Origin of the sequence: Noviherbaspirillum album (genome assembly GCF_035916955.1) — a bacterium.
Lineage (GTDB): Bacteria > Pseudomonadota > Gammaproteobacteria > Burkholderiales > Burkholderiaceae_D > Noviherbaspirillum > Noviherbaspirillum album.
The window spans coordinates 42272-61084 of sequence record NZ_JAWIIV010000013.1; the positions used below are offsets into that span (position 1 = coordinate 42272).

Sequence of the window (18813 nt, forward strand, 5' to 3'; positions counted from 1 at the left end):
CGGCCACGCCTCAAACCGAATTGACCAGGGCATTGAAGTTGATGGCGCGTCTGTGGAACGGAGATGAATGGCACGCACGCGGATATTATTCCGCAAAGAAAGATTTAGCGCCATATCTTTGGTGAATCTCGCCAGAAGAAGAGCACAGGAGAAGAGTGCGGAGACGAAGAACGAGAGGATGGAAGCTGGTAACTACAATGTTAAAACATGGTAAGACGAAGTAAGGAGCATATCTGAAAGCGCAAACAGGATATCCGCATTGCCCGCGGATATCCTGTTTCCGTCAACTGCCAACCAGGTTCAACCGATTTTCTGGACGATGCCTTTCAAGGCATCCGAGTATTCTTTCACCATGGCGCTGTTGAGCTGAATCGACATCGACCATTCATTCATTGCCGACTGCATCTTGAGCAAATCCGTGGTGGTCGGTTCCCTGCCTACCGTCTGCATGAGCGTGTTCAAGGAAGCTTCCTTGGTCTGCACCGCATTGTAAAGCGAGGTCCCGATGGACTGGAACGATATGTTTTCCGGCATGGATTTTCTCCTGGCAATAGTGGTTAAGCATCATGCATCAGTTCATCCATCATGTCTACGCCTTGACTGCGGCTTGTGCAGACATGACAGCGGTCAGGGCAGCCGCCCATTTTTCGTACTGGGCGCGCGGCAGGCCTCGCTGCATCGCGCATTCGAGTTCTGCACGCAATTCGCCGAGGTCTGCAAGCAGTTGCCGGCGGTATTGCTGACTGTTGTCCGAGCCGAGCCTTGCCGCGAGATCGGTGGTATGCACTTCGGAGGATCGCACTTCCGAGGACATTTTCTGCTGCGGGCTGAATGGGTGGGGAAGGTGCATGGCTATCGCTTGAAAGTCAGCATTCGGGGACCATCGAAGACAACCTGTGCAGGCTCGATCCGACTCAACCGGTAGCCCATGAAGCTGCTACCCAGAAGCACATTTTCTCCGGTTGAGGTTGTCACATAGGGAAAGCTTCCCCCTACGACCGCAACGATCCCGAAAGGCATCTTTGCAGAAACGGCAACCTGCTCCGGCGTGGTCTGGCGATCGTCGATCGTCAGGCGGAATGCAATCACATCCCGGGTCTGATCGGCGAGCGTCGCGAGTGCAGACATGAGTTCCGCATACTGGCTGTCTCTTAAGGTTCCAACGATAGCCAACTCCGTGCCATCCCAGCTTGACTTAAATCCATGCAAGCCCATTTTGCCGAGCTGCGCGACGAATCGTTTCGCGACATCGTCGGGCAGCAGGACGTCTTCCGCCACCACCGCCATCGCGGGAAACTCGTCAACCAGCACCGCCCTTGCCTTTTCAATATCTTCACTGGTGCGCGCTACGCCCATGAGGGTGCAATTGGCCTGGCGGCATGTCACCTGAAACCGCGACGAGATGTGCTGAATGGCCGCGGTCGCCGCGGCCTGCATCTCCTCGGCCGTCGTGATGCTAAGGGCCGGCCGGGGATCGAAGGACGCCAGTCGCATCGCCAGGGTGTCCAGGATATTGCTGTTGTCCACGACGCCGATCAGGCGAACACCATCCTCGTCGCCGTGGACGCGCACCGCCTTTTCCAGGTCGAGTTCCGCCAGGACCGTGCGATAGGCGGAAAGCGTGCTCTCGTCGAGGGCCTTGGGCTGGGCCTTCAACGGCGCCATCGGAAGCGAGGGTGGACGGAGGAACAGCCATGCGGCAACCAGCAGGAATCCGAACACCAGGCCGCCGCCGATCAGCATCACGGACGTGGCCGTGGAGCGCTTTCGTGCGAGGGAAGATGCGGGCAGCGCGTCCGCCGGTTCCGGGGGTGTCGCATCGTCATGACGTTCCGGAATCTGTTCCACTACCAGCGCGGCCGGCGGGGTCTCCACTGGCGAAGCAGGCTCGGCCGGGTTTCCCGTCGCCGCCACGGCCGGCGCGGAGAGGATGGCATTTTCATCCGGCCAATCGGCATCGTCCCGATCCACGGTGACGGCAACGTCGCCGATGCGGACAATCTCGCCAAACCCGGCATCCGTGGTGACGCCGGATGCGTTATCGGTCCATGACCATCCATGTACGGACAGCTGCAGCAGCCAGCCGGCGCCGGCGACGCCCGGAGAGCGAAGGAATACATCGTGTTCCAGCGTGCCGCCTACACTCAAGCGATCAGTGAGGCGCACCCGCGCGCCCTTATGTATGCTCGATAATATTCGCAGCTCAAGTTCGTTCGTAAGCATGACAGTGTTCTTTAACAGCCGGCCGGGAACCGGTCTTGCAATCGCGCCACGTCAGTCATTGACGATTCCGTTACCGATGGTTTCGGTCGTCAGTATCTGGGCGGTGGCCGCGGTGGTCGCCGCTGCCGGCGCGGAGGCTTCGGCAATCACCGTACGATCAATGATGCGCGGCATGATCATGAAAAGTCTTTCCCTGCGTTGCGATGACGAGGTCTTGTTGCTGAACAAGGCGCCCATCACGGGGACGCTGCCCAAGCCGGGAACTTTCTGGACGTTCGCCGCCGCCGACTGAAGGTAATATCCGCCGATCAGCAGGGTCTGGCGTTCGCCGACCAACGCCTGTGTGCTGATCGTCGTCCTTTTCACGATGGGCAGGCCGTCTACCGTCACGGCCTGCACCTGGCCATCTTCAATGTCGACGTCGAGCTGCACTTCCTTCTTGCCGTCTTCAACGACCAGTCGCGGCGTCACGCGCAGCATGGTACCCGCCGACACCGGTACCGCGTTGGCGACGCGCTCGCCCTGCAGGCGAATGTAGAACGTTTCGGACAAATCCAGGATCGCCGGCTGGTTCGATGTCGTGAGCACGGAGGGTCGCGCCAGGATTTCCGCATCGCCGCTTCCCTCCAGCGCACGTACGCGCGACAGGAAGAGATCGGCGCCGTTTTCCCATCCAAGCGTCAGGGTGAGCGGGCGGTTCGTCGGCGTTGTGTCCCCGACGCCGCCCCTTCCATTCCCATATTTCAGCGACCAGTCGATGCCTAGTTCGCGCTCCCGTTCGGTACTGATATCGACAATGGCGGCTTCGATCTCGATGAGCGCGTTAGGAATATCCAGGTCGCGAATCACCGCCTCATACGCCGGCATCATCGCCGGGTCGGCACGCACGACGACGGAATTGGTCCGTGGATCGGCCTCGATGGCGGACTGCGCCTGGGAGCGCATGACCGCCCTGCTGCTACCGGCCGCGGGCTCGGCCAATTTGTCGGATTCGGCTGCGGCCCGCGTCGTGTCCGGCGCCAGCGAACGCATGGCAGGCATGGGGCGCCCTCCCGGAGACGAATCGGAGACCAAAGCATCGGTACCGTCTTCGATCAGCCGGCGCAACACGGCGGCGACCCCGGGAATGACGACTTGCTGATCGCGGTAATTGTAGGTACGGTCGGCGACGGTTGCATGGCGAAGCTTGAAAACACGCATCATCTGGCCTGCGGTGGGTGTACGGCCAAGGCGATCCAGCGTGTCGGCGATCCGGCTGACGTAGGAACGCGGTCCGCTGACCACGATGGTGCCATGCTCTGCGAACTCACCCCAGCCGAAACGGCTTTCCAGAATGCCGAGCTTCTGCAGCGAGGAGCGCAGCACATCCATGTTCGAATTACCTACACGCATGGTCTGGTTAACGGAGTCGCTGTTCTTGGATACGTACAGGCCGCCGCCATAGTAATACCAGGTCAGGCCATGGCTTGCGGCGATACCGTCGAGGAACTTGGTCGGAGTGTCAGTCTTATAGCTGCCGTTGAGCGTGCCGGTAATGCCTTCCTCGGCATGCAGCTTGATGCCGAATGTCGTGGCGAAGTCGCGCAGCGCCTTCAGCACCGGCGTTTTATTCGCCATGTACTGGAACTGCACCTCGGGCCACGATGGCGGTGCGGCAACAGCCAGGCCGGGCGCGCCCGCCAACCATGTCGCGCCCACCAGGGCGGCAATGCCGAATACGTTCTTAATCATTCTTGCTATCCCATCAACCTGTAACCAATGTTGCGCGAAACCGCGTCCCGTCCATGCAAGTTCTCAAGCGACCTTGCGCCACCAGGCGAGTTCGTTGACAAATTTTCCGAGCAAATCCTCGACCTCCCTCGCCGATGCGCTCGCGGGCACCTGCTGCTGCAGCATCAGGGACCGCTGTTCGCGGTCGAGCGCAAGCGTGCAAGCCGAATCGCGCATCCGGCTGACGGCCAGACGCAGCGACTCCTCCATGCAGCGCTCGGCTTCGTGCGGGGCTTCCGGCATGGCGCGGATCCTGGATTCGATGACCATGCCGCCGTTATTGGACGCGATCAGGTGAACCCGGTACGTGCCGTCGATTGCCAAGGTCAGGCGTCCGTCCGACCGCAGGTCGCGGCTGGTCAATCCATACTTTGCCATTACGGCTGCTATACCCTGGTTCATGAATTTTCTCCCTAAAAGCGCTTATGCCGTTCCGCCATCGGCGCCCAATTTCTGCACCAGGCGCAGGACCTCCGCGACAGGCTCGATGAGCTCCGACGGAATGTACTGGTCGACCGTCGCAGTATTGAACAATGCGTGGGCGAGCGGTATGTTTTGCATCACCGGCACCCCCGCCTCCTTCGCCGCAGCGATCATCATGCTGGCGAGGGTTCCCTCTCCCATTGCCAGAACGACCGGCAGGGGCGTCTTGTCCTTGTCATATTCCAGCGCGATGGCAAGGTGGGTCGGGTTGGTGATCACTACCGATGCGGACTTGGCCTTGTTCACGGCGCCGTGCGCAAGCATTTCCTGGTGCAGATGCTTGCGCTGATGCTTGATGTGCGGATCGCCTTCCATTTCCTTGTACTCCTGCTTGACCTCTTCCTTGCTCATCATCAGTTCCTTGCGATGATTGAAGCGCTGCCAGCCGAAATCGGCCAGCGAGATCACGACATAGGCAAGCGACAGAAAGACCAGCAGGGATTTCATCAGCGCGCCCAGCGTGCTTCCCACGCCGGGCAGACCGGTGCGCGGAATGGTCAGCATGACGCCTAGGCTGTCGCGCAGGAGCATGTACACCAGTATCGACAGTATGGAAATCTTGAGAATGGACTTGAGGAATTCGATCAGATTCTTCTTCGCGAATACATTCTTGAGGTTGGCGATGATGTTGAGTTTCTTTCCGCTTGGCTTGATCGACTCGAAGGCGAGCAGGACGCCGACCTGAATCATTTCGCCGAAGATGCCGACCCCGATGACGATCATCAGCACCGGCAGGAGAATGTCGGTGGCATTCTGCAGCAGGCGTTCGATGGCCACGTTTACTGCATCCTCGAATGCCAGATTCATCAACGTCGCGGGAAACAGGATCATCTGCCCGAAGGTGCGAACGATATGGTCGGCGTTGCCGACAAGGTATCCGAACAGCGCCAGGATCAGCAGCGTCTGCGTGAAGTCCTTGCTGTGCGCGACCTGCCCCTTGTTGCGGGCGTCGCGCAGTTTCTTGGCGGTAGGCTGTTCGGTCTTGTCGCTCATGGTAACGGCCCGCTATCTGAACCACTCGGTGGCAATGGGAAGGACGTTCTTCATGCCGCGCAGGTATTCGCCGCCATACTCGAACAGCGTGGCGGTATAGAGCATCAGCACCAGGAAGGCCAGGCCGCTCTTGATCGGCATTGCCAGAAAGAAGACCTGCAATTGCGGCGCGAAGCGGCTGACCAGGGCCAGTCCGATCTCGGCGAGGAACATGGCGATGATGGCAGGCGCCGCAAGCAGCACGGCCATGTTGACGAGCCCATCGAGCTGCGCCAGCAGAAGCGGAACTACGGACTGATCGATCTTCGGCCACCAGAGAAACACCGACCATTGCGCGTAGCTGTTGTACAGGATATCGAGCATCAGGCCGAATCCGCCCGCAATGAGGAAGAAGACGATGAAGGCCTGGTTGAACAGGATGCCGAGCGGAGAGGAATCATGGCCGGTCAGCGGATTGATCGTGGCCGCGATGCTCGCGCCGCGCTGGTTGTCGATGATGAATCCGATGGCTTCGAAGCCCCAGAACGGTATCGCGATCAGGTAACCGAGCACGAGCCCGATAAAGCACTCCTTGACAACCAGGCCCACCAGTGCCAGCCCTTGCGGTGCCATCCCCGCCTGCATCCCCGCCAGCAAAGTTGGCGCGACTATGACGCCGAGACCGGAGGCGATCGCCATGCGCAGCAGATTAGGCATCTGCTGTCTCCCGAAAATCGGAATGACCGCAAACATCGCGAGGATGCGCGGCATGGTGTAGAACAGCGCCATGATGAAGGACATCGCGTCCTGGTAGGCGCCGGTGGAATGCAGCTCTTTCATTTCTGGTTATCTGACGTGCATGATCACTGCGAATACCGATTGGGTATAGTTGTAAAGTTCGCCGCCTATCCACCGGGCCACCAGCAGCAGCACAACCCAGACGGCGATGAGTTTAATGGCAAACGACAGCGTCTGTTCCTGAATCTGGGTCAGCGCCTGCAGCAGCGAGACCAGCGTGCCGACAAGCGCCGCCACCAGGATCGGCGGCAGCGAAAGCCAGAGCGTCAGATAGAATGCCTTGGTCAGATAACTGACCAGATCCGGAGTCGTCATAGATGCATGGATGTCATGTATAGGAGTACACCAGTCCCTGGATAAGCTGGCTCCATCCGTTGACCATCACGAACAGAAACAGCTTGAGCGGCAGCGAGATGGTGACCGGCGACACCATCATCATTCCCATTGCCAGCAATATGTTGGAAACGATCAGGTCGATGATGATGAACGGAAGATAAATCAGGAAGCCAATCTGGAATGCGGCCATGAGTTCCGAGGTCATGAATGCCGGCATCAGCACGATCATGTCCTCGCGCTTCAGATCGGCGGCCATTTCCGCGCCCCACAGCTTGCGTGCCGTCTTGTAAAAGAATTCCTTCTGCTCGGGCCGGCTGTTGCGGTCCATGAACTTGCGCAGGGGTTCCACGCCGGTCTGCAAATTGGATACTAGGCCCGCGACGCTCTGATTCGATGCCGCCGGAGCCACGAGCACGGTCTGGTACATGCGCATGCCTACCGGCGCCATGATGTAGACGCTGAGGATGAGTGCGAGCGCATACAGGGCAAGATTCGGCGGAATCTGCTGAATTCCCAGCGCGTTACGCAGCAGCGACATGACAACGGCGATCTTCAGGAAGGAAGTCGTCACCATGACAAGAAGCGGCACCAGCGCCATGAGCGCAAGCACTACGCCCAGGGAAATCGGGTCGAACTGGTTCATTCTTCCTCGCCGGGCGATGCAGCCGTTGCCGTCTGTGCCAACGCCACCACGGCGACACCGATACGCTGTTCGATTTCTACCAGGGCGCCATGTCCGATGACCGCGCCGTTGGCACGGATGGTGACCGCGCCATCCGGAACGCGTCCAAGATCGAACACCTGGCCGGGCTGCAGCGTCTGCAGTTCATGCAGGGTAACGATGCGTTCCCCCAGCTCGAACGTGACGTGAATCGGAACCTGCCCGATATCGAGCGGCTTGTCTCCGGGAGGAGCGGTTGGGTTATCACTCATGATTTGCCTTAGGGATTCCAATACGGTTAAGCGGCCATCCTGCATCTGAGCGGAGAAGCCGAATCGTGATGCCGCGCCGTGCAATGGCAACTGCGGAAGGCCGGCTCCGACGGCGATGAACAGGTTGCCGCCGTCTGTCCCGCTGCGCGAAGACAGCCAGATCACATCATGCGGTGCCAGTGCCTGCAGTTCGCTGGCGCGCAACGTGGCGTCGCCGATGACAAGCCTCAGCGGCATCGGCAATGCGGAGAGGTCCAGTGTGTTGCCGGCGGCGGGCGCAGCCTGCGCCAGGCTGGACAAGACCATGAGTCCGAGCGAATCGGCATGCATTACGCCGTGAATCACTTCGGCGCCGTCGACCTGCTGCAGGGTCAGCAGCAGCCTGTGGTTGAGTCCGGCCGTCGAATGCTCAAGCCTTGTCAGGTGAATGCGGCCACGTCCCAGCCGTTCCACCGATGAGGTCAGGTCGGCAAGCAACAGTTCCAGGGATGCCAGCGCGAGCGGCTCGGGAATGTCGGACAAGAGTCCGGGCAACTCGACGGCGCTGCGCGTCCATGCCGACAGGGCTGCCTCCGGAAGCGCCAGGCAGAAGCGCGCGCCGGCCCACTCCGCGCCCAGCAGCAGCGGCGTCGCGAACGTCTGTGCCGGCTCGCCAGGTGCAAGAAGGCTCAAGCGTGCGTGCCATTCTTGTCCCAGGGATAGCGTGAGCCGCAACGCGTGTTGCGCGAGGATGTTGCGTGCCTGCGCTTCCGTACGGGTCAGGTACGGCAGGACAGGCCTCGTGATGGTTCTATCATTCATTTCGGGTTTCCCTGCACTTCGTAGCGGCAGCGGTCTTCTTCATCATCCGTCATCACGCACCAGATCACCGGACGATTCAGGTTGTCGGCCATTTCCTGCGCGAGCGCGGCGGCTGCCTGGTTGAGCAGCCGTCGCGGCTCCTCATTGCGACAAACGAATTCCACGGTCAGCAGCCCCTTGTCCTCATACAGGCTCACCGTTACGCCGGGAAGATGATCTTCATCCAGTTCCATACGCACTTGTGCATTTTCGCCATCCCGCGACACCATCAGCCGCTGCAACAAGCCAGCCGCATCGGGAAACCCGGAACGCGGCGCGGGTGGCAAGGAAGGGGCGGGGGCGACGGCGCCGAACAGCGAAAAAGGGCTCGGCGGCGCAGTCGCGGGAGCAGGCGCCTGAGGTTCCGAAGGGGATGGAGCATGCATTGCCTGCTCGAACCGGCTGCGGTCCTGCTGATTCGGTTCGGCCGGGGTGCCGCCCTTGTCGGCGCCGCCGGCGCCTGCTTCGCGAAACAGTTGAGCCCCGGCGTGGATGCCGGCTTCTATCCGCCTTTCAGTCATTTTCGACTCCTCCCCACTCTTCCCGGTCGCGCGATACGCTGGCCGCCTCTTCCATCTCGAGGTCTTCCTTGCGTTCACTCTCGCGACCGACCTCCATCTCGTGCGCCTGTGCCAGTTCGACGAATTTTTCCCGCATGCGATTGGCCACGGCGAGCTGCTCACGGTCCGTATTGAATGCTTCGGTCGCCTGCTGCCGCGCCTTCTCAGCCTCGGCGAGCGCCTCTTCGTGGTTTCGTTCACGCTGCCGCAGCATGACAACCGATTGCTGCAGGTCTTCGATATCGGCAAGCCTCACGATACGCGTGCACAAATCCCGGTACCATGCTTTCTCCTGTTCATCGGCCTGTTTCCTGTATTCGGTCAGGCGCTGCTGCATCAGATCACGGGCGGCATTTGCATCTGCCAGCATGAGGCGTGACCGGGACAGGGCCATTTCCGCCTTGTTCTTGCGGAAGGTTTTGATCGCGAGAAGTTCCTGGAATACGGACATGGCATCAGGTTCCGGTGAGCTGGCGCAGCTGCGCGAGGGTGTCCGGCAAGCTGGAATGTTCGTCCGTGCGCTGGCGCAGGAAGGAGCGTATCTGCTCCACCTTGTCGATGGCTTCGTCAGTCGTCGGATCGCCGCCGCGCTTGTATTCGCCGATCTTCACCAGAAGTTCGACCTCGGCATATTTCGCCATCAGCTCGCGCATGCGACCTGCCGCTTTCTTGTGTTCCGGCGTGACCACCGCATTCATGACGCGGCTTGCGGAGGCAAGCACATCGATCGCGGGATAGTGGTTTGCGGCGCCGAGCTTGCGCGAAAGCACGATATGGCCGTCCAGGATGGATCGGGTTTCGTCAGCGATCGGTTCCGTCATGTCGTCGCCCTCTACCAGCACTGTGTAGAGCGCGGTGATCGAACCCTTGTCATTCATCCCGACCCGCTCCATCAGCTTGGGCAGGGTCGCGAACACCGAAGGCGGATAACCGCGCCGCGTGGGCGGCTCGCCGGCCGCCAGACCGATTTCGCGCTGGGCCCGTGCAAACCGGGTGACGGAGTCCATCAGGAACAGGACTTTCTTCCCCTGATCGCGGAAGTACTCGGCGATGGCGGTGGCGACGTAGGCGGCCTTGGCCCGCTCCATGGACGACTTGTCGGAGGTTGCACACACGATCACCGATTTGCGCCGCCCCTCCTCGCCAAGTTCGTGTTCCAGGAATTCACGGACTTCGCGTCCGCGTTCGCCGATCAGGGCGATCACGGTGACATCGACTTCGGCGCCTTTGACCAGCATGCCCATCAGGGTCGATTTGCCGCCGCCGGCCGCCGCGAAAATGCCCATCCGCTGCCCTTCGCCGCAGGTCAGCACCGAGTCCAGCGCGCGAATGCCGAGCTCGAGCGGCTGGTTGATGATGCGTCGCGTCAGCGGATCGGGCGCTTCCGCATAGACCGGATAGAAACGGTCCGCTTCGAGCGGCCCCCGTTCGGCGTGATCCAGCGGACGCCCCAGTCCATCCAGGACACGGCCAAGCAGGCCGGGTCCGACCGGCACCATGTGCGCCCGGCCGGTGGGAATGACTTCGGTCGCCGCCGAAATGCCGTACATGTCGCCGATCGGCGTGAGCAAGGCGGCATCCTTTGCGAAGCCAACGACTTCGGCCTTGATTTCGAAGGACTCGCCGGGGTTGCGGAGAATGCAGACTTCGCCCACCTTGACGGTGGGAACCACCGCCCTGATGATGGTGCCAACCACCTGCGTGACGCGTCCCTTGATGGTGAGTGTCGAGGCATCGAGCAAGGCAAGACGCATCATGTCGATCACATAATCGAACTGCCGCATGATTTAGACTTCCCCCGCCGGCTTTGTTGGACGGACATCGTCACAGGCAGAGATGCATGCATGCATGCATGAGCTGGATTGGAGCGGCTGGAGCGGTAGGATCATCGCCTGCTACCCAGGACTTTCTCGAACGCGTTCTTCAGTGCCAGCAACTGCCCTTCGATGCTGGCTTCGACGATGCCGATCTCGCTTTCAAGAATGCACGAATCAGGCGAAAGGCGCGGGTCGGATATCACATCGAGTTGTCCGACGCCCTGGTAGTCCGCCAGCAATGCATGCATCTGCTTCTTGACGGTTTCCACCTGCCCCGGATTCAAGCGCAAGGTGATCTGTTTCTGGTTGCGCACCACCGAGATCGCATTGCGTACCACGATGACGATCCGTTCGGTGTCGTCGAAGCCGTTGATGATCTTCTGCACCGATTCCATTACCAGGTTCACCATTTCACCTTCGATGCGGGAAAAGAACTCGACTGTGCGCGATACCGACTCGATCATCCGCTCGGCCTGCTCCATCTTCGCTTCCGCCAAGCCGTCTTCATATCCGCGCCTGCATTCGGCCTCGTAGGCGGACTGCGCGGAAGCGACGATGCGCGCGGCCTCGTCGCGAGCGGCATTGAGAATGCGCGACTGCTCCAGCAGCACCCGCACTTCGTCGGCCTTGCTCACCGCGGATGCCGGATCGGCATGAATCAGGTGCGCGGCATTGATGTCTTTGAATTGGATAAAGCCCATGTAGATTCCTGTTCGTCCTTCAACCGCATGAACGCTGACGCCACGACGTCGTGCGGCCAGGCCGCCTCGAACTCCAACCATTCCGGCAGCGTGTGCGTCGGATTCAGCTTGAGATCAAAGCGTATGCGGACTGCACGGCCGAGTCCGCCCGTTACTTGCTGCAGCGCTCGCAGACCGAGCGCCATGACGGTTTCAAGCGGCGATTCATACAGCGCCGCCGTCAGCGCCCTGCTGCCGGGGAAGCGGCTTTCCGCCTGCTGAAACACATATGCCAGATCCTGGGGAGACAATCCGGCCTCGAGCCGTTTTACGTCCTGCTGCCGCACGCACTGGTGGATCGGAGCTGAAGCCAGCAGCAAGCCGGCGCGCCGCATCAGCGGGTCCAGATGCTCCCTGGGCAGCAACGCGATCCATATCGCCAGGGACCGATCATCGCTGACCCATGCATCTTCGATCCCGAGCTTCGCCAGCAGGTAAGCCGACAGATGCGAATGAACGGCAGGCGGGACCGGGCCATCATTCAGGCGTGCAGACCATGCGGCAGGAAGCAGGCTGGCCGCATGCGCCGGGTGCACATAAAGGCTAGGCAGGTAATTGAACTCGTGCAGCCGGGCATATTCGGGTGAACGCAGGTCTACCGCAGCGGAACGGGAATTTGCGGTTTCCAATTGCACACCATTCAGTTGCCGGCTATGCGGCGCGGCTGGATAACATATTTCCAGGCCATGAAAGCAGTACCGGCAAGGCTTGCAAGCACAACGGCCAGCAGCGCGAGCACGGTGCCGGTCAGCCTGGAAGCGGAAGCCTGCGCCACTTCAAATCCGAGTACGCTGACGGTGCGATCCTGAGCGCGCTTTTGCGCGGTCTGCGCGCTGACCAGAACGATGGTGACTTTCTCGGGCGTCAGTCCGGGAATGCTGTTGGTGACAAGCTTGCGTATCTGCGGCTGAAGGGTATCCAGGTTGTAGCCGGTCTGATGCTTGAGAAACACGGCCGCAGACGAGGGCGACATGTTTTCTTCAAGGGTGCCGCGTTCCGGCAAGACCAGGTGAACCCTGGCTGTGAGCACGCCGTCAACCTGCCTGAGCGTATTGCTCAGTTCCTGCGAGAGGGCATAAAGGTAGCGTGCCTGCTCTTCGAGAGGCGATGAAATCAGCCCTTCTTTTTTAAACACATCGCCCATTCCGGCGAAGCGTTCGCGCGGCAGGCCTCTTTCCCGCAATACGTTAATCGCCCTCGCCGCCTGATCCTGGGCCACGTTCAGGGAAACGGTCCCTTCCTTGCCGGGCACCTTGTCAGTGGTGATGCCTTCGTCGGCCAGGGCGGCAAGCACTTCGTTGGCTTCCATCTCCTGCAAGCCGGCAATCAATTCGATCTTGCCGCCGCAGCCCGCCAGCAGCATTGTCAGCGCACAGGCTCCGGCCAGCAGGCATTGCCGCCATCTCATTGCAAAACCGTTCATTGTACTTTTGACAGCTGGTCGATACTGCGGGTCACTCCGCCGAACATCTTCCCTACATAATCCATCTGCAGAGAAAATTGCACGACATTCAATTGCGCTCTCAACAGATCGGCGGTTCCCAGGTTCGCGCTGGAGCGCAGGGCCGCATCGATCTCGCCGATGGAGGATTTCATCGTGTCGCCCATCTGGCCGAGCCCGGAGAGTATCTTGTCGCCCAGATTGAATGCATGCTGCGACGGCGGTACCGCAGCGGCGGGGATGGCGCCGGCGCCGGCAGCGGCGACGTCCGAAGGCGCAGGTGCGGCGTTCATCAGATTCTGAAACTGCGAGACCGCAAGCCCGTCGGGCGCGACTGGGACCACCGTCTGGGTCGCCGGCACGCTGGTTGCCGCCACATTCATTACTGCCATCGCGGATACGTCAATCATTCCTGCCTCTGATTATTTTTTTGAAAATCCAACATGTGTTCACGATGCCAGCAATTGCTTTGCGAGGCGCAAGGTCGGCGTGTCCTCGCGGTGCGCTGCCAATGTCTCCGTCAGCAATTTATTGGCTTCTGCGTTGCGCTGAGATGCCCGGAGCGCCATTGCAAGGAAAACGCACAGATCGACCGAATCAGGAACCATCGTCTGACCCCGCTCCAGAATCGAAACGGCTTCCTGCACGCGTCCGCCATTGAGAAAGGTTATCCCTAGCCCAAGATACGGAAAGTCTCTGTTCGGACGCAAGACGAGGAGACTCTGAAAGATCTCTTCGGCGCGAACCAGATCGCCATGGTTGGCCGCAAAAAACCCGATTTCACCCAGCATGCGCATCTGTTCGGCGCTGAGAGGTTCATCGGGAGAAGGATTTCGCGGCAGTTCCATAATTGACAACGCTCAATATTACCCAGATACAACAAGGGGAAACTGTAACACAGTTACCCCGCTTTAGAACCGTCGAAAGACCGATGTTGCGCGATGTTGCCTACCGACTGCAACGGCTTGCAGTCGTTGCAGTCGTTGCAGCCGTTGCAGCGATTGCGTCGATCGCGTCGATCGCGTTGATCGCAATCGGTGCCCGCGTTCTACGCTAACGCCGGCTTTTCTATCAGCCCCTTGAGCGCAGAGGCGCGCTGCAGCACCGCATCGTGGCCGCTGCGCTCCTTGCAGAAATCGATCACGAGCTGCAGCGTGGCAAATGCCGCCGCGGTTTGCTGATTCGACAGCTCGCATTCGGCGACCGCAAGGGTATGCTCCGGTGCCAGCGGCTCTATCATGCCCGCGAGCGAAAAGAGGCGGATCGCTTCTGCATGGTTGCCCAGCTGCCGGTGTGTCTGCGCCAGGCCGGTCAAAAAACGCGTTTCGGTCGGACGGTACACCGTAAGGAAGGCGAAATACTGCATCGCGGACTCATACTGTCCCTGCGAGTAATAATTGAATGCCACGCCGTACGCGAACTCGGCCAGTTCCGCCGGCAGGCGCCGGGAGGCGGACAGATCCTGCAGACGGTTGACGAGCTCGATCACGGCGGGATTGATGTTTTGTACAGTTTCGTTAGCGCTCACGGTCAGCTCCTAGATGTTGCGCGCAATGCCGCGGTTGGCTTCAATGGACGCTTGATTGATCGCCTGCAGCTTTTCGCGAATATCGCGAATGATGTCTTGCATCTGCTGCATCATGTCATTGGCCTGCTGGCTGGCGTTTTCATGCGTCTTTGCAGTGGCTTCGAGTTCGCTGCGCTTGGCATCGGCCATGTCCGCCCCAAGCTTGATGGACGAAGAAACGATTCCGCCCAGGCCGCTGATGCTCTTGCTCATGCCTTCGCCGATGCCGTACAAATGCTGGCCGCCGGTGGCGCTCTTTGCCGCGCCGCCCGCCATTACCGCGCCGGCGGCGATCTGCGTGATGCCGTCGGCAACCGCCGCCGCGTAGCGCAGGCCGGCCGCTTCGCGCATCTTGTCGGCGGCGTTGAACAGCGTCGTTACCTGAGCCTGCATTTCCGATTGGCGGACTTCGCGCTGCGAACTGCGCATTTCCTGCGCCAGCTTGAGAAACACCGCCATGAAATCCTGCAGGTCCGCCGATACGTTGCTGCTCAGGCTATTGAGCTCGGCAAGGGCGCGTTCCTGATTGCCGATGGTGAGACCGGTGGCTGGCGGCGCGATATCAAGGCTGCCTCCTTGTCCCAGGAGGGAGGCAATACTCTGGAACTGCGTTGCATCGATATTGGTAGGCTGCTTGGCTCCCGCGCTCTTTTCCGCCGAGGCAGTGCCTGCCACGTCGCCAAGGCTGGCGCCGGAAATATAGCCGACGCCTGCCGACCCGTTGTTTTGAATGCTGTTGCTCATTCGGATTCTCCCGTATTGAATGTCCGCCGCATCGATATTGTTTATGCAGAGACGCGCGAGCTGATGTTTGCAGCCAGCTGAGCGCGGCTGTTGCCCGCTTCGTTGATCATCTTGGTGACGACGCTGTAGCCTTCCATCAGCTGATCCATCACTTTTTTGAGTTCCTCGCGGTCGTCTTCCATCTGCTTTTGCAACCGCATCAGAACGGCATCCATCTGCTTGCGATCCGCCGCCGCCAAGTCTGCGGTCTTTTGCGAACCGGCGGCCTGTATATCCATGACGCCCTTGCCGACCATGCCGGCCCCTGCCGCCACACCGGAGGCGGCCTTGGCGACGGTTCCTACAACTTGCACCGTCTTGGCGACTTCGCCGACCGCGGCGCCGGCGCCCATGCCCCCGGTCGCCACCGTCATGGCGATGGTCATGGCGAGCGAGACTGCGACGGTGACTGCCAGAGACAAATACATGGAAGTCTTCTCATCCGCTCCCATCAGTTCGGCCGCGCCGCCCAGCATATTGCCGATCAGTGCAGGGTCCATCATGACAAGCACGCCGGCCCCCGCCGCGAGGACCGCCGCACCGGCCAGAACCTTGCCCAGCGACTCCGCCTGCTTCTGATCCATACCCAGGCTGGTGAGCAGTTTTGTCATTGCCTTGGCAATCAGGGCCGAGGGTTCAAGGGCTGGACCGCCCAGTTCCTGGCTCACCGCACTCGCAAGCGAAACGGTTGCCGCAGCCAGGCCGATGGCGGCGAACGCCAGCATCGGCGCCGCCGCGCCGCCGGATGCAACCGTCGCGACGGCAGCGACCGCCACGCCGACCACGGCGGCAATGAAGCTTGCAATCTTGGTGATCCAACCGAAGATCTTGCCTACCTTGCTTTTTTCTTCCGCTTCCTTCGACTTCTGGACCCACTCATTGAGCTTGGCCATCGAACGCGCATTGGTGTCTTCCATCTTCTTGCGGTTCGTATCCAGCCCTTCCTTGGCGGTCCGCATCTGTCCATCGGCGGTCTTGGACTGCAAGGCCTGCAGCGCGGCGGCCATATCTTCCGGCGAGAACGTCAGGCTGACGCCATCGAGCATCGGCGCTCCGGACGAGTTCGTCACGCCCGGCAAACCCTGGCCCTGGCCCTGCTCCACATCGATGGTCTTTGCCAGCTGCATCAATTGTGCAACGAGCCCTGCCGTATCGACGCCGCCGAGCGCGCCATCGGCCTTTCCGCCGACCAGGCCGGCGACATCCAGTGCGACATCGGCTCCGAAGCCGGGCGCCACGCCGCCAAACCCGCCTGTTCGAATTTCATTCATCTTTGCCCCCTTTTTTCTGGATTCCCGCGCTGATCAGGTCGAGCATGGCTTGCGCGCGCGTCTTGAGCCCGGCATCCTTTTCTTCCCTGCACTGGTTCACCACGATTTCAAGGGCCTGCGTTGCTTCGAGCAACTGGCCGAGAGCGATCATGCATTCCGCGGTGTGAAAGGTGGGCACCGGGTCGCGCATATCCATGACCGAGGCGAGCGAATAGTACTGAAGCGCATCCTCGTAGCGTTTGCACATTTGCAGGCTTGCCGCATATGCGTTGACAAAACGCTTCTCCCACTGGTTATGAATCACAAGAAAGCCGAAGGCTTTCATGGCATCGCTATAGCGGCCCTGGTTATACAGTTCCGAGCCGAGTGCATAAACCACCTCGTAATCGGTGCTGTTGTAATCGTAAACGTCTCCCAGCGTACCGCCGTTGCTGAACAGCTCCACCATCTGCTCCGCCAGTTTCTCGGCGGGGATTTCCATGGTATGCGTATCCATTCTTGTCCTCTTGTGCTTTGTACTTTTGTATCCGGGCGCTTTCCGATTACATTTTCTGCAGGATCGAGCTGCGGCTGTCCTGCATCTTCTTGACGAAATTGGTCATGATGTCGAAGGCTTCATTGCGCTTGTTCGACAGGCTCTGCAGACGCAGCATGTCCATCTGCTGCGAGTTGCCCTGTGCATCGATCAGCGACTTGATGCTGCCGATGGCGGCGCTGATGTCGGCCTTGGTCCGTTCGCTGTTGAGTCCGCCGACAAAACCCCATTCCCGGGGATTGAGCGAAATCTGGCCTTTCGAGCCGTTATCCTTGAAAACGCTGTCCAGCTTCGCATCCGCAATCGCACTGTTGACCGTCGCTTCATATTCGCGCGCCACGGCATAGTCGTTGTCTTTCCAGCCCTTTATGGAACCCAGCTGATCGGTGGGTTTGGCGTCGGCCGGGAATTTCGCGTCGACCGAGTTCAGGGCGCTCAGGACATTGTTTAATTTCGCGATATTCGTATTGCGTGCCTGGACTGCGTCCAGCTGTCCTTTCAGCTGGGTTTCCAATTGGTTGGCACGTTCGGATTGCACTGCCATCAATGCGGTTTCCAGATCCATGCCGCTGAAGTTGTTGATCCCGGCGACGGAGCCGGCACCTGTGGTCGGTGAGGTCGACATTCTTGTTCTCTCCAAACATGTTGATGAGATGCGCGACAGGGCCTGCAGCCTGTAAATGCTGCCTCGCTCTCCACGCACGCACGCTGATTCCGTTGCCGGCGGCCTTTAGCCCATCTTCTGAATGATGGAACTGCGGCTGTCTTGCATCTTCTTGACGAAGTTGGTCATGATGTCGAAGGCTTCGTTGCGCTTGTTCGACAGGCTCTGCAGACGCAGCATGTCCATCTGCTGCGAGTTGCCCTGCGCATCGATCAGCGACTTGATATTGCCGATGGCGCCGGCAATATCCGATTTCGTGGCGTCGGTGTTGAAACCCTTGGGAAAGACGCCGCCCAGTTCCGCATCCTTGAGCGCAGTATTCAGGGCGGAGACATCAGTCGAACTGGCCTTGCCGCCTATCTTGTCGGTCGGCTTGGCATCGCTCGGGAATTTGCCGTCCAGCGCATTGAGCTGCCCCAGCACGCCGTTGAGCTTCGCAATGTTCGCATTGCGGTTTTGTACCGCGTCAAGCTGGCCCTTGAGCTGGATTTCCAATTGATTGGCGCGTTCGGATTGAACTGCCATCAAGGCGGTCTCCAGGTCCATTCCGGCAAACGAGGAAACCTGGTTGATCTGATTTGCACCCGAGGCGGAAGATGTCGTCGTCATGGTTGATGATCCTTACTCGAATGGATGCGATTAGACAATGGTGCGCGGACGCTTGACGGACGGAGCGGCGCCGCCCTTGGCAAAACGCGCCCGCGCCATTTCCTCGGCGACTTCCTGTTCCACTGCGGCCATGTCGGCGCGGGCGAGCGCCGCTGCTTCTTCCTTGTCCTTGGACGTCATCTGCGATTCCAGTACCGAGCGGACCTTCTGCGGATCGAGGCCCTGCTGGCGGAAGAACTCTTCTCCGCTTTCAAGCTGGCTGCGAACGTTGCGGACCAGTTCGTCTGCCTTCTTGATGAGCTCTTCAGTATTCATTTGCGTGGAATCTGACATGTGACCTCCTTTATAGTCTGCCCGGGGGCGAATTGATATTAGGGTTTACTGCCTTCTCGTCCGGCTTCGACAGGCCTTGGGGAAATTCGCCCGGCTCCTGTAGAACAACTGTTATCTGCCGCGTGAGTAACAAACAAG

General features: G+C 60.0%; 25 protein-coding genes. All 25 read right to left on the reverse strand.

Features of this window, described 5'->3' with window-relative positions; all coding sequences use genetic code 11:
- Positions 1–300: 300 nt before the first annotated feature.
- Positions 301–534: an EscF/YscF/HrpA family type III secretion system needle major subunit gene (locus RY831_RS16280; protein WP_326507429.1), complete on the reverse strand. Its 234-nt coding sequence runs from the start codon at positions 532–534 to the stop codon at positions 301–303.
- A gap of 55 nt (positions 535–589) precedes the next feature.
- Positions 590–850, reverse strand: a complete 261-nt coding sequence (locus RY831_RS16285; RefSeq protein ID WP_326507430.1) for a hypothetical protein — start codon at positions 848–850, stop codon at positions 590–592.
- Positions 851–852: 2 nt separating this feature from the next.
- Positions 853–2223 carry a type III secretion system inner membrane ring subunit SctD gene (sctD, locus tag RY831_RS16290; protein WP_326507431.1) on the reverse strand — a complete coding sequence of 457 codons (1371 nt, stop codon included), beginning with the start codon at positions 2221–2223 and terminating at the stop codon, positions 853–855.
- Positions 2224–2274: 51 nt separating this feature from the next.
- Positions 2275–3954, reverse strand: a complete 1680-nt coding sequence (gene sctC / locus RY831_RS16295; protein WP_326507432.1) for a type III secretion system outer membrane ring subunit SctC — start codon at positions 3952–3954, stop codon at positions 2275–2277.
- Between the two features lie 63 nt (positions 3955–4017).
- Positions 4018–4395, reverse strand: a complete 378-nt coding sequence (locus RY831_RS16300; RefSeq protein ID WP_326507433.1) for a CesT family type III secretion system chaperone — start codon at positions 4393–4395, stop codon at positions 4018–4020.
- 21 nt (positions 4396–4416) lie between these two features.
- Positions 4417–5469: a type III secretion system export apparatus subunit SctU gene (gene sctU, locus RY831_RS16305; protein WP_326507434.1), complete on the reverse strand. Its 1053-nt coding sequence runs from the start codon at positions 5467–5469 to the stop codon at positions 4417–4419.
- Positions 5470–5481: 12 nt separating this feature from the next.
- Positions 5482–6288 carry a type III secretion system export apparatus subunit SctT gene (gene sctT, locus RY831_RS16310; protein ID WP_326507435.1) on the reverse strand — a complete coding sequence of 269 codons (807 nt, stop codon included), beginning with the start codon at positions 6286–6288 and terminating at the stop codon, positions 5482–5484.
- A gap of 6 nt (positions 6289–6294) precedes the next feature.
- Entirely contained in the window at positions 6295–6561 is a 267-nt protein-coding gene (gene sctS, locus RY831_RS16315) for a type III secretion system export apparatus subunit SctS (RefSeq protein WP_326507436.1), read from the reverse strand.
- A gap of 13 nt (positions 6562–6574) precedes the next feature.
- Positions 6575–7225: a type III secretion system export apparatus subunit SctR gene (gene sctR, locus RY831_RS16320; RefSeq protein ID WP_326507437.1), complete on the reverse strand. Its 651-nt coding sequence runs from the start codon at positions 7223–7225 to the stop codon at positions 6575–6577.
- Positions 7222–8316, reverse strand: coding sequence for a type III secretion system cytoplasmic ring protein SctQ (gene sctQ, locus RY831_RS16325; RefSeq protein ID WP_326507438.1), 1095 nt, complete (start codon positions 8314–8316; stop codon positions 7222–7224). The genes sctR and sctQ overlap by 4 nt, the downstream gene beginning before the upstream one ends.
- Complete coding sequence (locus RY831_RS16330; RefSeq protein WP_326507439.1) at positions 8313–8876, reverse strand: type III secretion HpaP family protein; 564 nt, start codon at positions 8874–8876, stop codon at positions 8313–8315. Before RY831_RS16330 ends, sctQ begins: the two co-directional genes overlap by 4 nt.
- Positions 8869–9366: a type III secretion system stalk subunit SctO gene (sctO, locus tag RY831_RS16335; RefSeq protein WP_326507440.1), complete on the reverse strand. Its 498-nt coding sequence runs from the start codon at positions 9364–9366 to the stop codon at positions 8869–8871. The genes RY831_RS16330 and sctO overlap by 8 nt, the downstream gene beginning before the upstream one ends.
- Positions 9367–9370: 4 nt before the next feature.
- The gene (sctN, locus tag RY831_RS16340; protein WP_326507441.1) at positions 9371–10699 is read right to left on the reverse strand and encodes a type III secretion system ATPase SctN; all 1329 of its coding nucleotides are present in this window, start codon (positions 10697–10699) and stop codon (positions 9371–9373) included.
- A 101-nt stretch (positions 10700–10800) separates the two neighbouring features.
- Positions 10801–11433: an HrpE/YscL family type III secretion apparatus protein gene (locus RY831_RS16345; protein ID WP_326507442.1), complete on the reverse strand. Its 633-nt coding sequence runs from the start codon at positions 11431–11433 to the stop codon at positions 10801–10803.
- On the reverse strand, positions 11391–12101 hold the full coding sequence (locus tag RY831_RS16350) for a SctK family type III secretion system sorting platform protein (protein WP_326507443.1): 711 nt from the start codon (positions 12099–12101) through the stop codon (positions 11391–11393). The genes RY831_RS16345 and RY831_RS16350 overlap by 43 nt, the downstream gene beginning before the upstream one ends.
- 11 nt (positions 12102–12112) lie before the next feature.
- The gene (gene sctJ / locus RY831_RS16355) at positions 12113–12880 is read right to left on the reverse strand and encodes a type III secretion system inner membrane ring lipoprotein SctJ (RefSeq protein WP_326507444.1); all 768 of its coding nucleotides are present in this window, start codon (positions 12878–12880) and stop codon (positions 12113–12115) included.
- Between the two features lie 11 nt (positions 12881–12891).
- Positions 12892–13323 carry an EscF/YscF/HrpA family type III secretion system needle major subunit gene (locus RY831_RS16360; protein ID WP_326507445.1) on the reverse strand — a complete coding sequence of 144 codons (432 nt, stop codon included), beginning with the start codon at positions 13321–13323 and terminating at the stop codon, positions 12892–12894.
- Between the two features lie 39 nt (positions 13324–13362).
- Positions 13363–13761 carry a tetratricopeptide repeat protein gene (locus tag RY831_RS16365; protein ID WP_326507446.1) on the reverse strand — a complete coding sequence of 133 codons (399 nt, stop codon included), beginning with the start codon at positions 13759–13761 and terminating at the stop codon, positions 13363–13365.
- A gap of 200 nt (positions 13762–13961) precedes the next feature.
- The gene (locus RY831_RS16370) at positions 13962–14441 is read right to left on the reverse strand and encodes a tetratricopeptide repeat protein (protein ID WP_326507447.1); all 480 of its coding nucleotides are present in this window, start codon (positions 14439–14441) and stop codon (positions 13962–13964) included.
- 9 nt (positions 14442–14450) lie between these two features.
- Positions 14451–15224: a type III secretion system translocon subunit SctB gene (gene sctB, locus RY831_RS16375; protein WP_326507448.1), complete on the reverse strand. Its 774-nt coding sequence runs from the start codon at positions 15222–15224 to the stop codon at positions 14451–14453.
- A gap of 41 nt (positions 15225–15265) precedes the next feature.
- Positions 15266–16534 (reverse strand): type III secretion system translocon subunit SseC family protein, encoded by a 1269-nt coding sequence (sctE, locus tag RY831_RS16380; RefSeq protein ID WP_326507449.1) that lies wholly within the window; start codon positions 16532–16534, stop codon positions 15266–15268.
- A complete protein-coding gene (locus tag RY831_RS16385; protein ID WP_326507450.1) occupies positions 16527–17030 on the reverse strand; it encodes a SycD/LcrH family type III secretion system chaperone in 504 nt (167 codons plus the stop codon). Before RY831_RS16385 ends, sctE begins: the two co-directional genes overlap by 8 nt.
- Before the next feature lie 46 nt (positions 17031–17076).
- Entirely contained in the window at positions 17077–17694 is a 618-nt protein-coding gene (locus tag RY831_RS16390; RefSeq protein WP_326507451.1) for a hypothetical protein, read from the reverse strand.
- A 105-nt stretch (positions 17695–17799) separates the two neighbouring features.
- Positions 17800–18342 carry a hypothetical protein gene (locus tag RY831_RS16395; RefSeq protein ID WP_326507452.1) on the reverse strand — a complete coding sequence of 181 codons (543 nt, stop codon included), beginning with the start codon at positions 18340–18342 and terminating at the stop codon, positions 17800–17802.
- 30 nt (positions 18343–18372) lie between these two features.
- Complete coding sequence (locus tag RY831_RS16400; RefSeq protein WP_326507453.1) at positions 18373–18675, reverse strand: hypothetical protein; 303 nt, start codon at positions 18673–18675, stop codon at positions 18373–18375.
- Positions 18676–18813: the final 138 nt, after the last annotated feature.

Coding starts and splice junctions, on each gene's coding strand:
- RY831_RS16330 (WP_326507439.1), bottom strand. CDS start 8,876: ATGACTGAAAGGCGGATAGAAGCCGGCATCCACGCCGGGGCTCAACTG.
- sctD (WP_326507431.1), bottom strand. CDS start 2,223: ATGCTTACGAACGAACTTGAGCTGCGAATATTATCGAGCATACATAAG.
- sctT (WP_326507435.1), bottom strand. CDS start 6,288: ATGAAAGAGCTGCATTCCACCGGCGCCTACCAGGACGCGATGTCCTTC.
- RY831_RS16365 (WP_326507446.1), bottom strand. CDS start 13,761: ATGGAACTGCCGCGAAATCCTTCTCCCGATGAACCTCTCAGCGCCGAA.
- sctR (WP_326507437.1), bottom strand. CDS start 7,225: ATGAACCAGTTCGACCCGATTTCCCTGGGCGTAGTGCTTGCGCTCATG.
- sctJ (WP_326507444.1), bottom strand. CDS start 12,880: ATGAGATGGCGGCAATGCCTGCTGGCCGGAGCCTGTGCGCTGACAATG.
- sctC (WP_326507432.1), bottom strand. CDS start 3,954: ATGATTAAGAACGTATTCGGCATTGCCGCCCTGGTGGGCGCGACATGG.
- RY831_RS16345 (WP_326507442.1), bottom strand. CDS start 11,433: ATGGGCTTTATCCAATTCAAAGACATCAATGCCGCGCACCTGATTCAT.
- RY831_RS16280 (WP_326507429.1), bottom strand. CDS start 534: ATGCCGGAAAACATATCGTTCCAGTCCATCGGGACCTCGCTTTACAAT.
- sctU (WP_326507434.1), bottom strand. CDS start 5,469: ATGAGCGACAAGACCGAACAGCCTACCGCCAAGAAACTGCGCGACGCC.
- RY831_RS16400 (WP_326507453.1), bottom strand. CDS start 18,675: ATGTCAGATTCCACGCAAATGAATACTGAAGAGCTCATCAAGAAGGCA.
- sctQ (WP_326507438.1), bottom strand. CDS start 8,316: ATGAATGATAGAACCATCACGAGGCCTGTCCTGCCGTACCTGACCCGT.
- RY831_RS16390 (WP_326507451.1), bottom strand. CDS start 17,694: ATGTCGACCTCACCGACCACAGGTGCCGGCTCCGTCGCCGGGATCAAC.
- RY831_RS16300 (WP_326507433.1), bottom strand. CDS start 4,395: ATGAACCAGGGTATAGCAGCCGTAATGGCAAAGTATGGATTGACCAGC.
- RY831_RS16360 (WP_326507445.1), bottom strand. CDS start 13,323: ATGATTGACGTATCCGCGATGGCAGTAATGAATGTGGCGGCAACCAGC.
- RY831_RS16385 (WP_326507450.1), bottom strand. CDS start 17,030: ATGGATACGCATACCATGGAAATCCCCGCCGAGAAACTGGCGGAGCAG.
- sctN (WP_326507441.1), bottom strand. CDS start 10,699: ATGCGGCAGTTCGATTATGTGATCGACATGATGCGTCTTGCCTTGCTC.
- sctE (WP_326507449.1), bottom strand. CDS start 16,534: ATGAATGAAATTCGAACAGGCGGGTTTGGCGGCGTGGCGCCCGGCTTC.
- RY831_RS16395 (WP_326507452.1), bottom strand. CDS start 18,342: ATGACGACGACATCTTCCGCCTCGGGTGCAAATCAGATCAACCAGGTT.
- sctO (WP_326507440.1), bottom strand. CDS start 9,366: ATGTCCGTATTCCAGGAACTTCTCGCGATCAAAACCTTCCGCAAGAAC.
- sctS (WP_326507436.1), bottom strand. CDS start 6,561: ATGACGACTCCGGATCTGGTCAGTTATCTGACCAAGGCATTCTATCTG.
- sctB (WP_326507448.1), bottom strand. CDS start 15,224: ATGAGCAACAGCATTCAAAACAACGGGTCGGCAGGCGTCGGCTATATT.
- RY831_RS16285 (WP_326507430.1), bottom strand. CDS start 850: ATGCACCTTCCCCACCCATTCAGCCCGCAGCAGAAAATGTCCTCGGAA.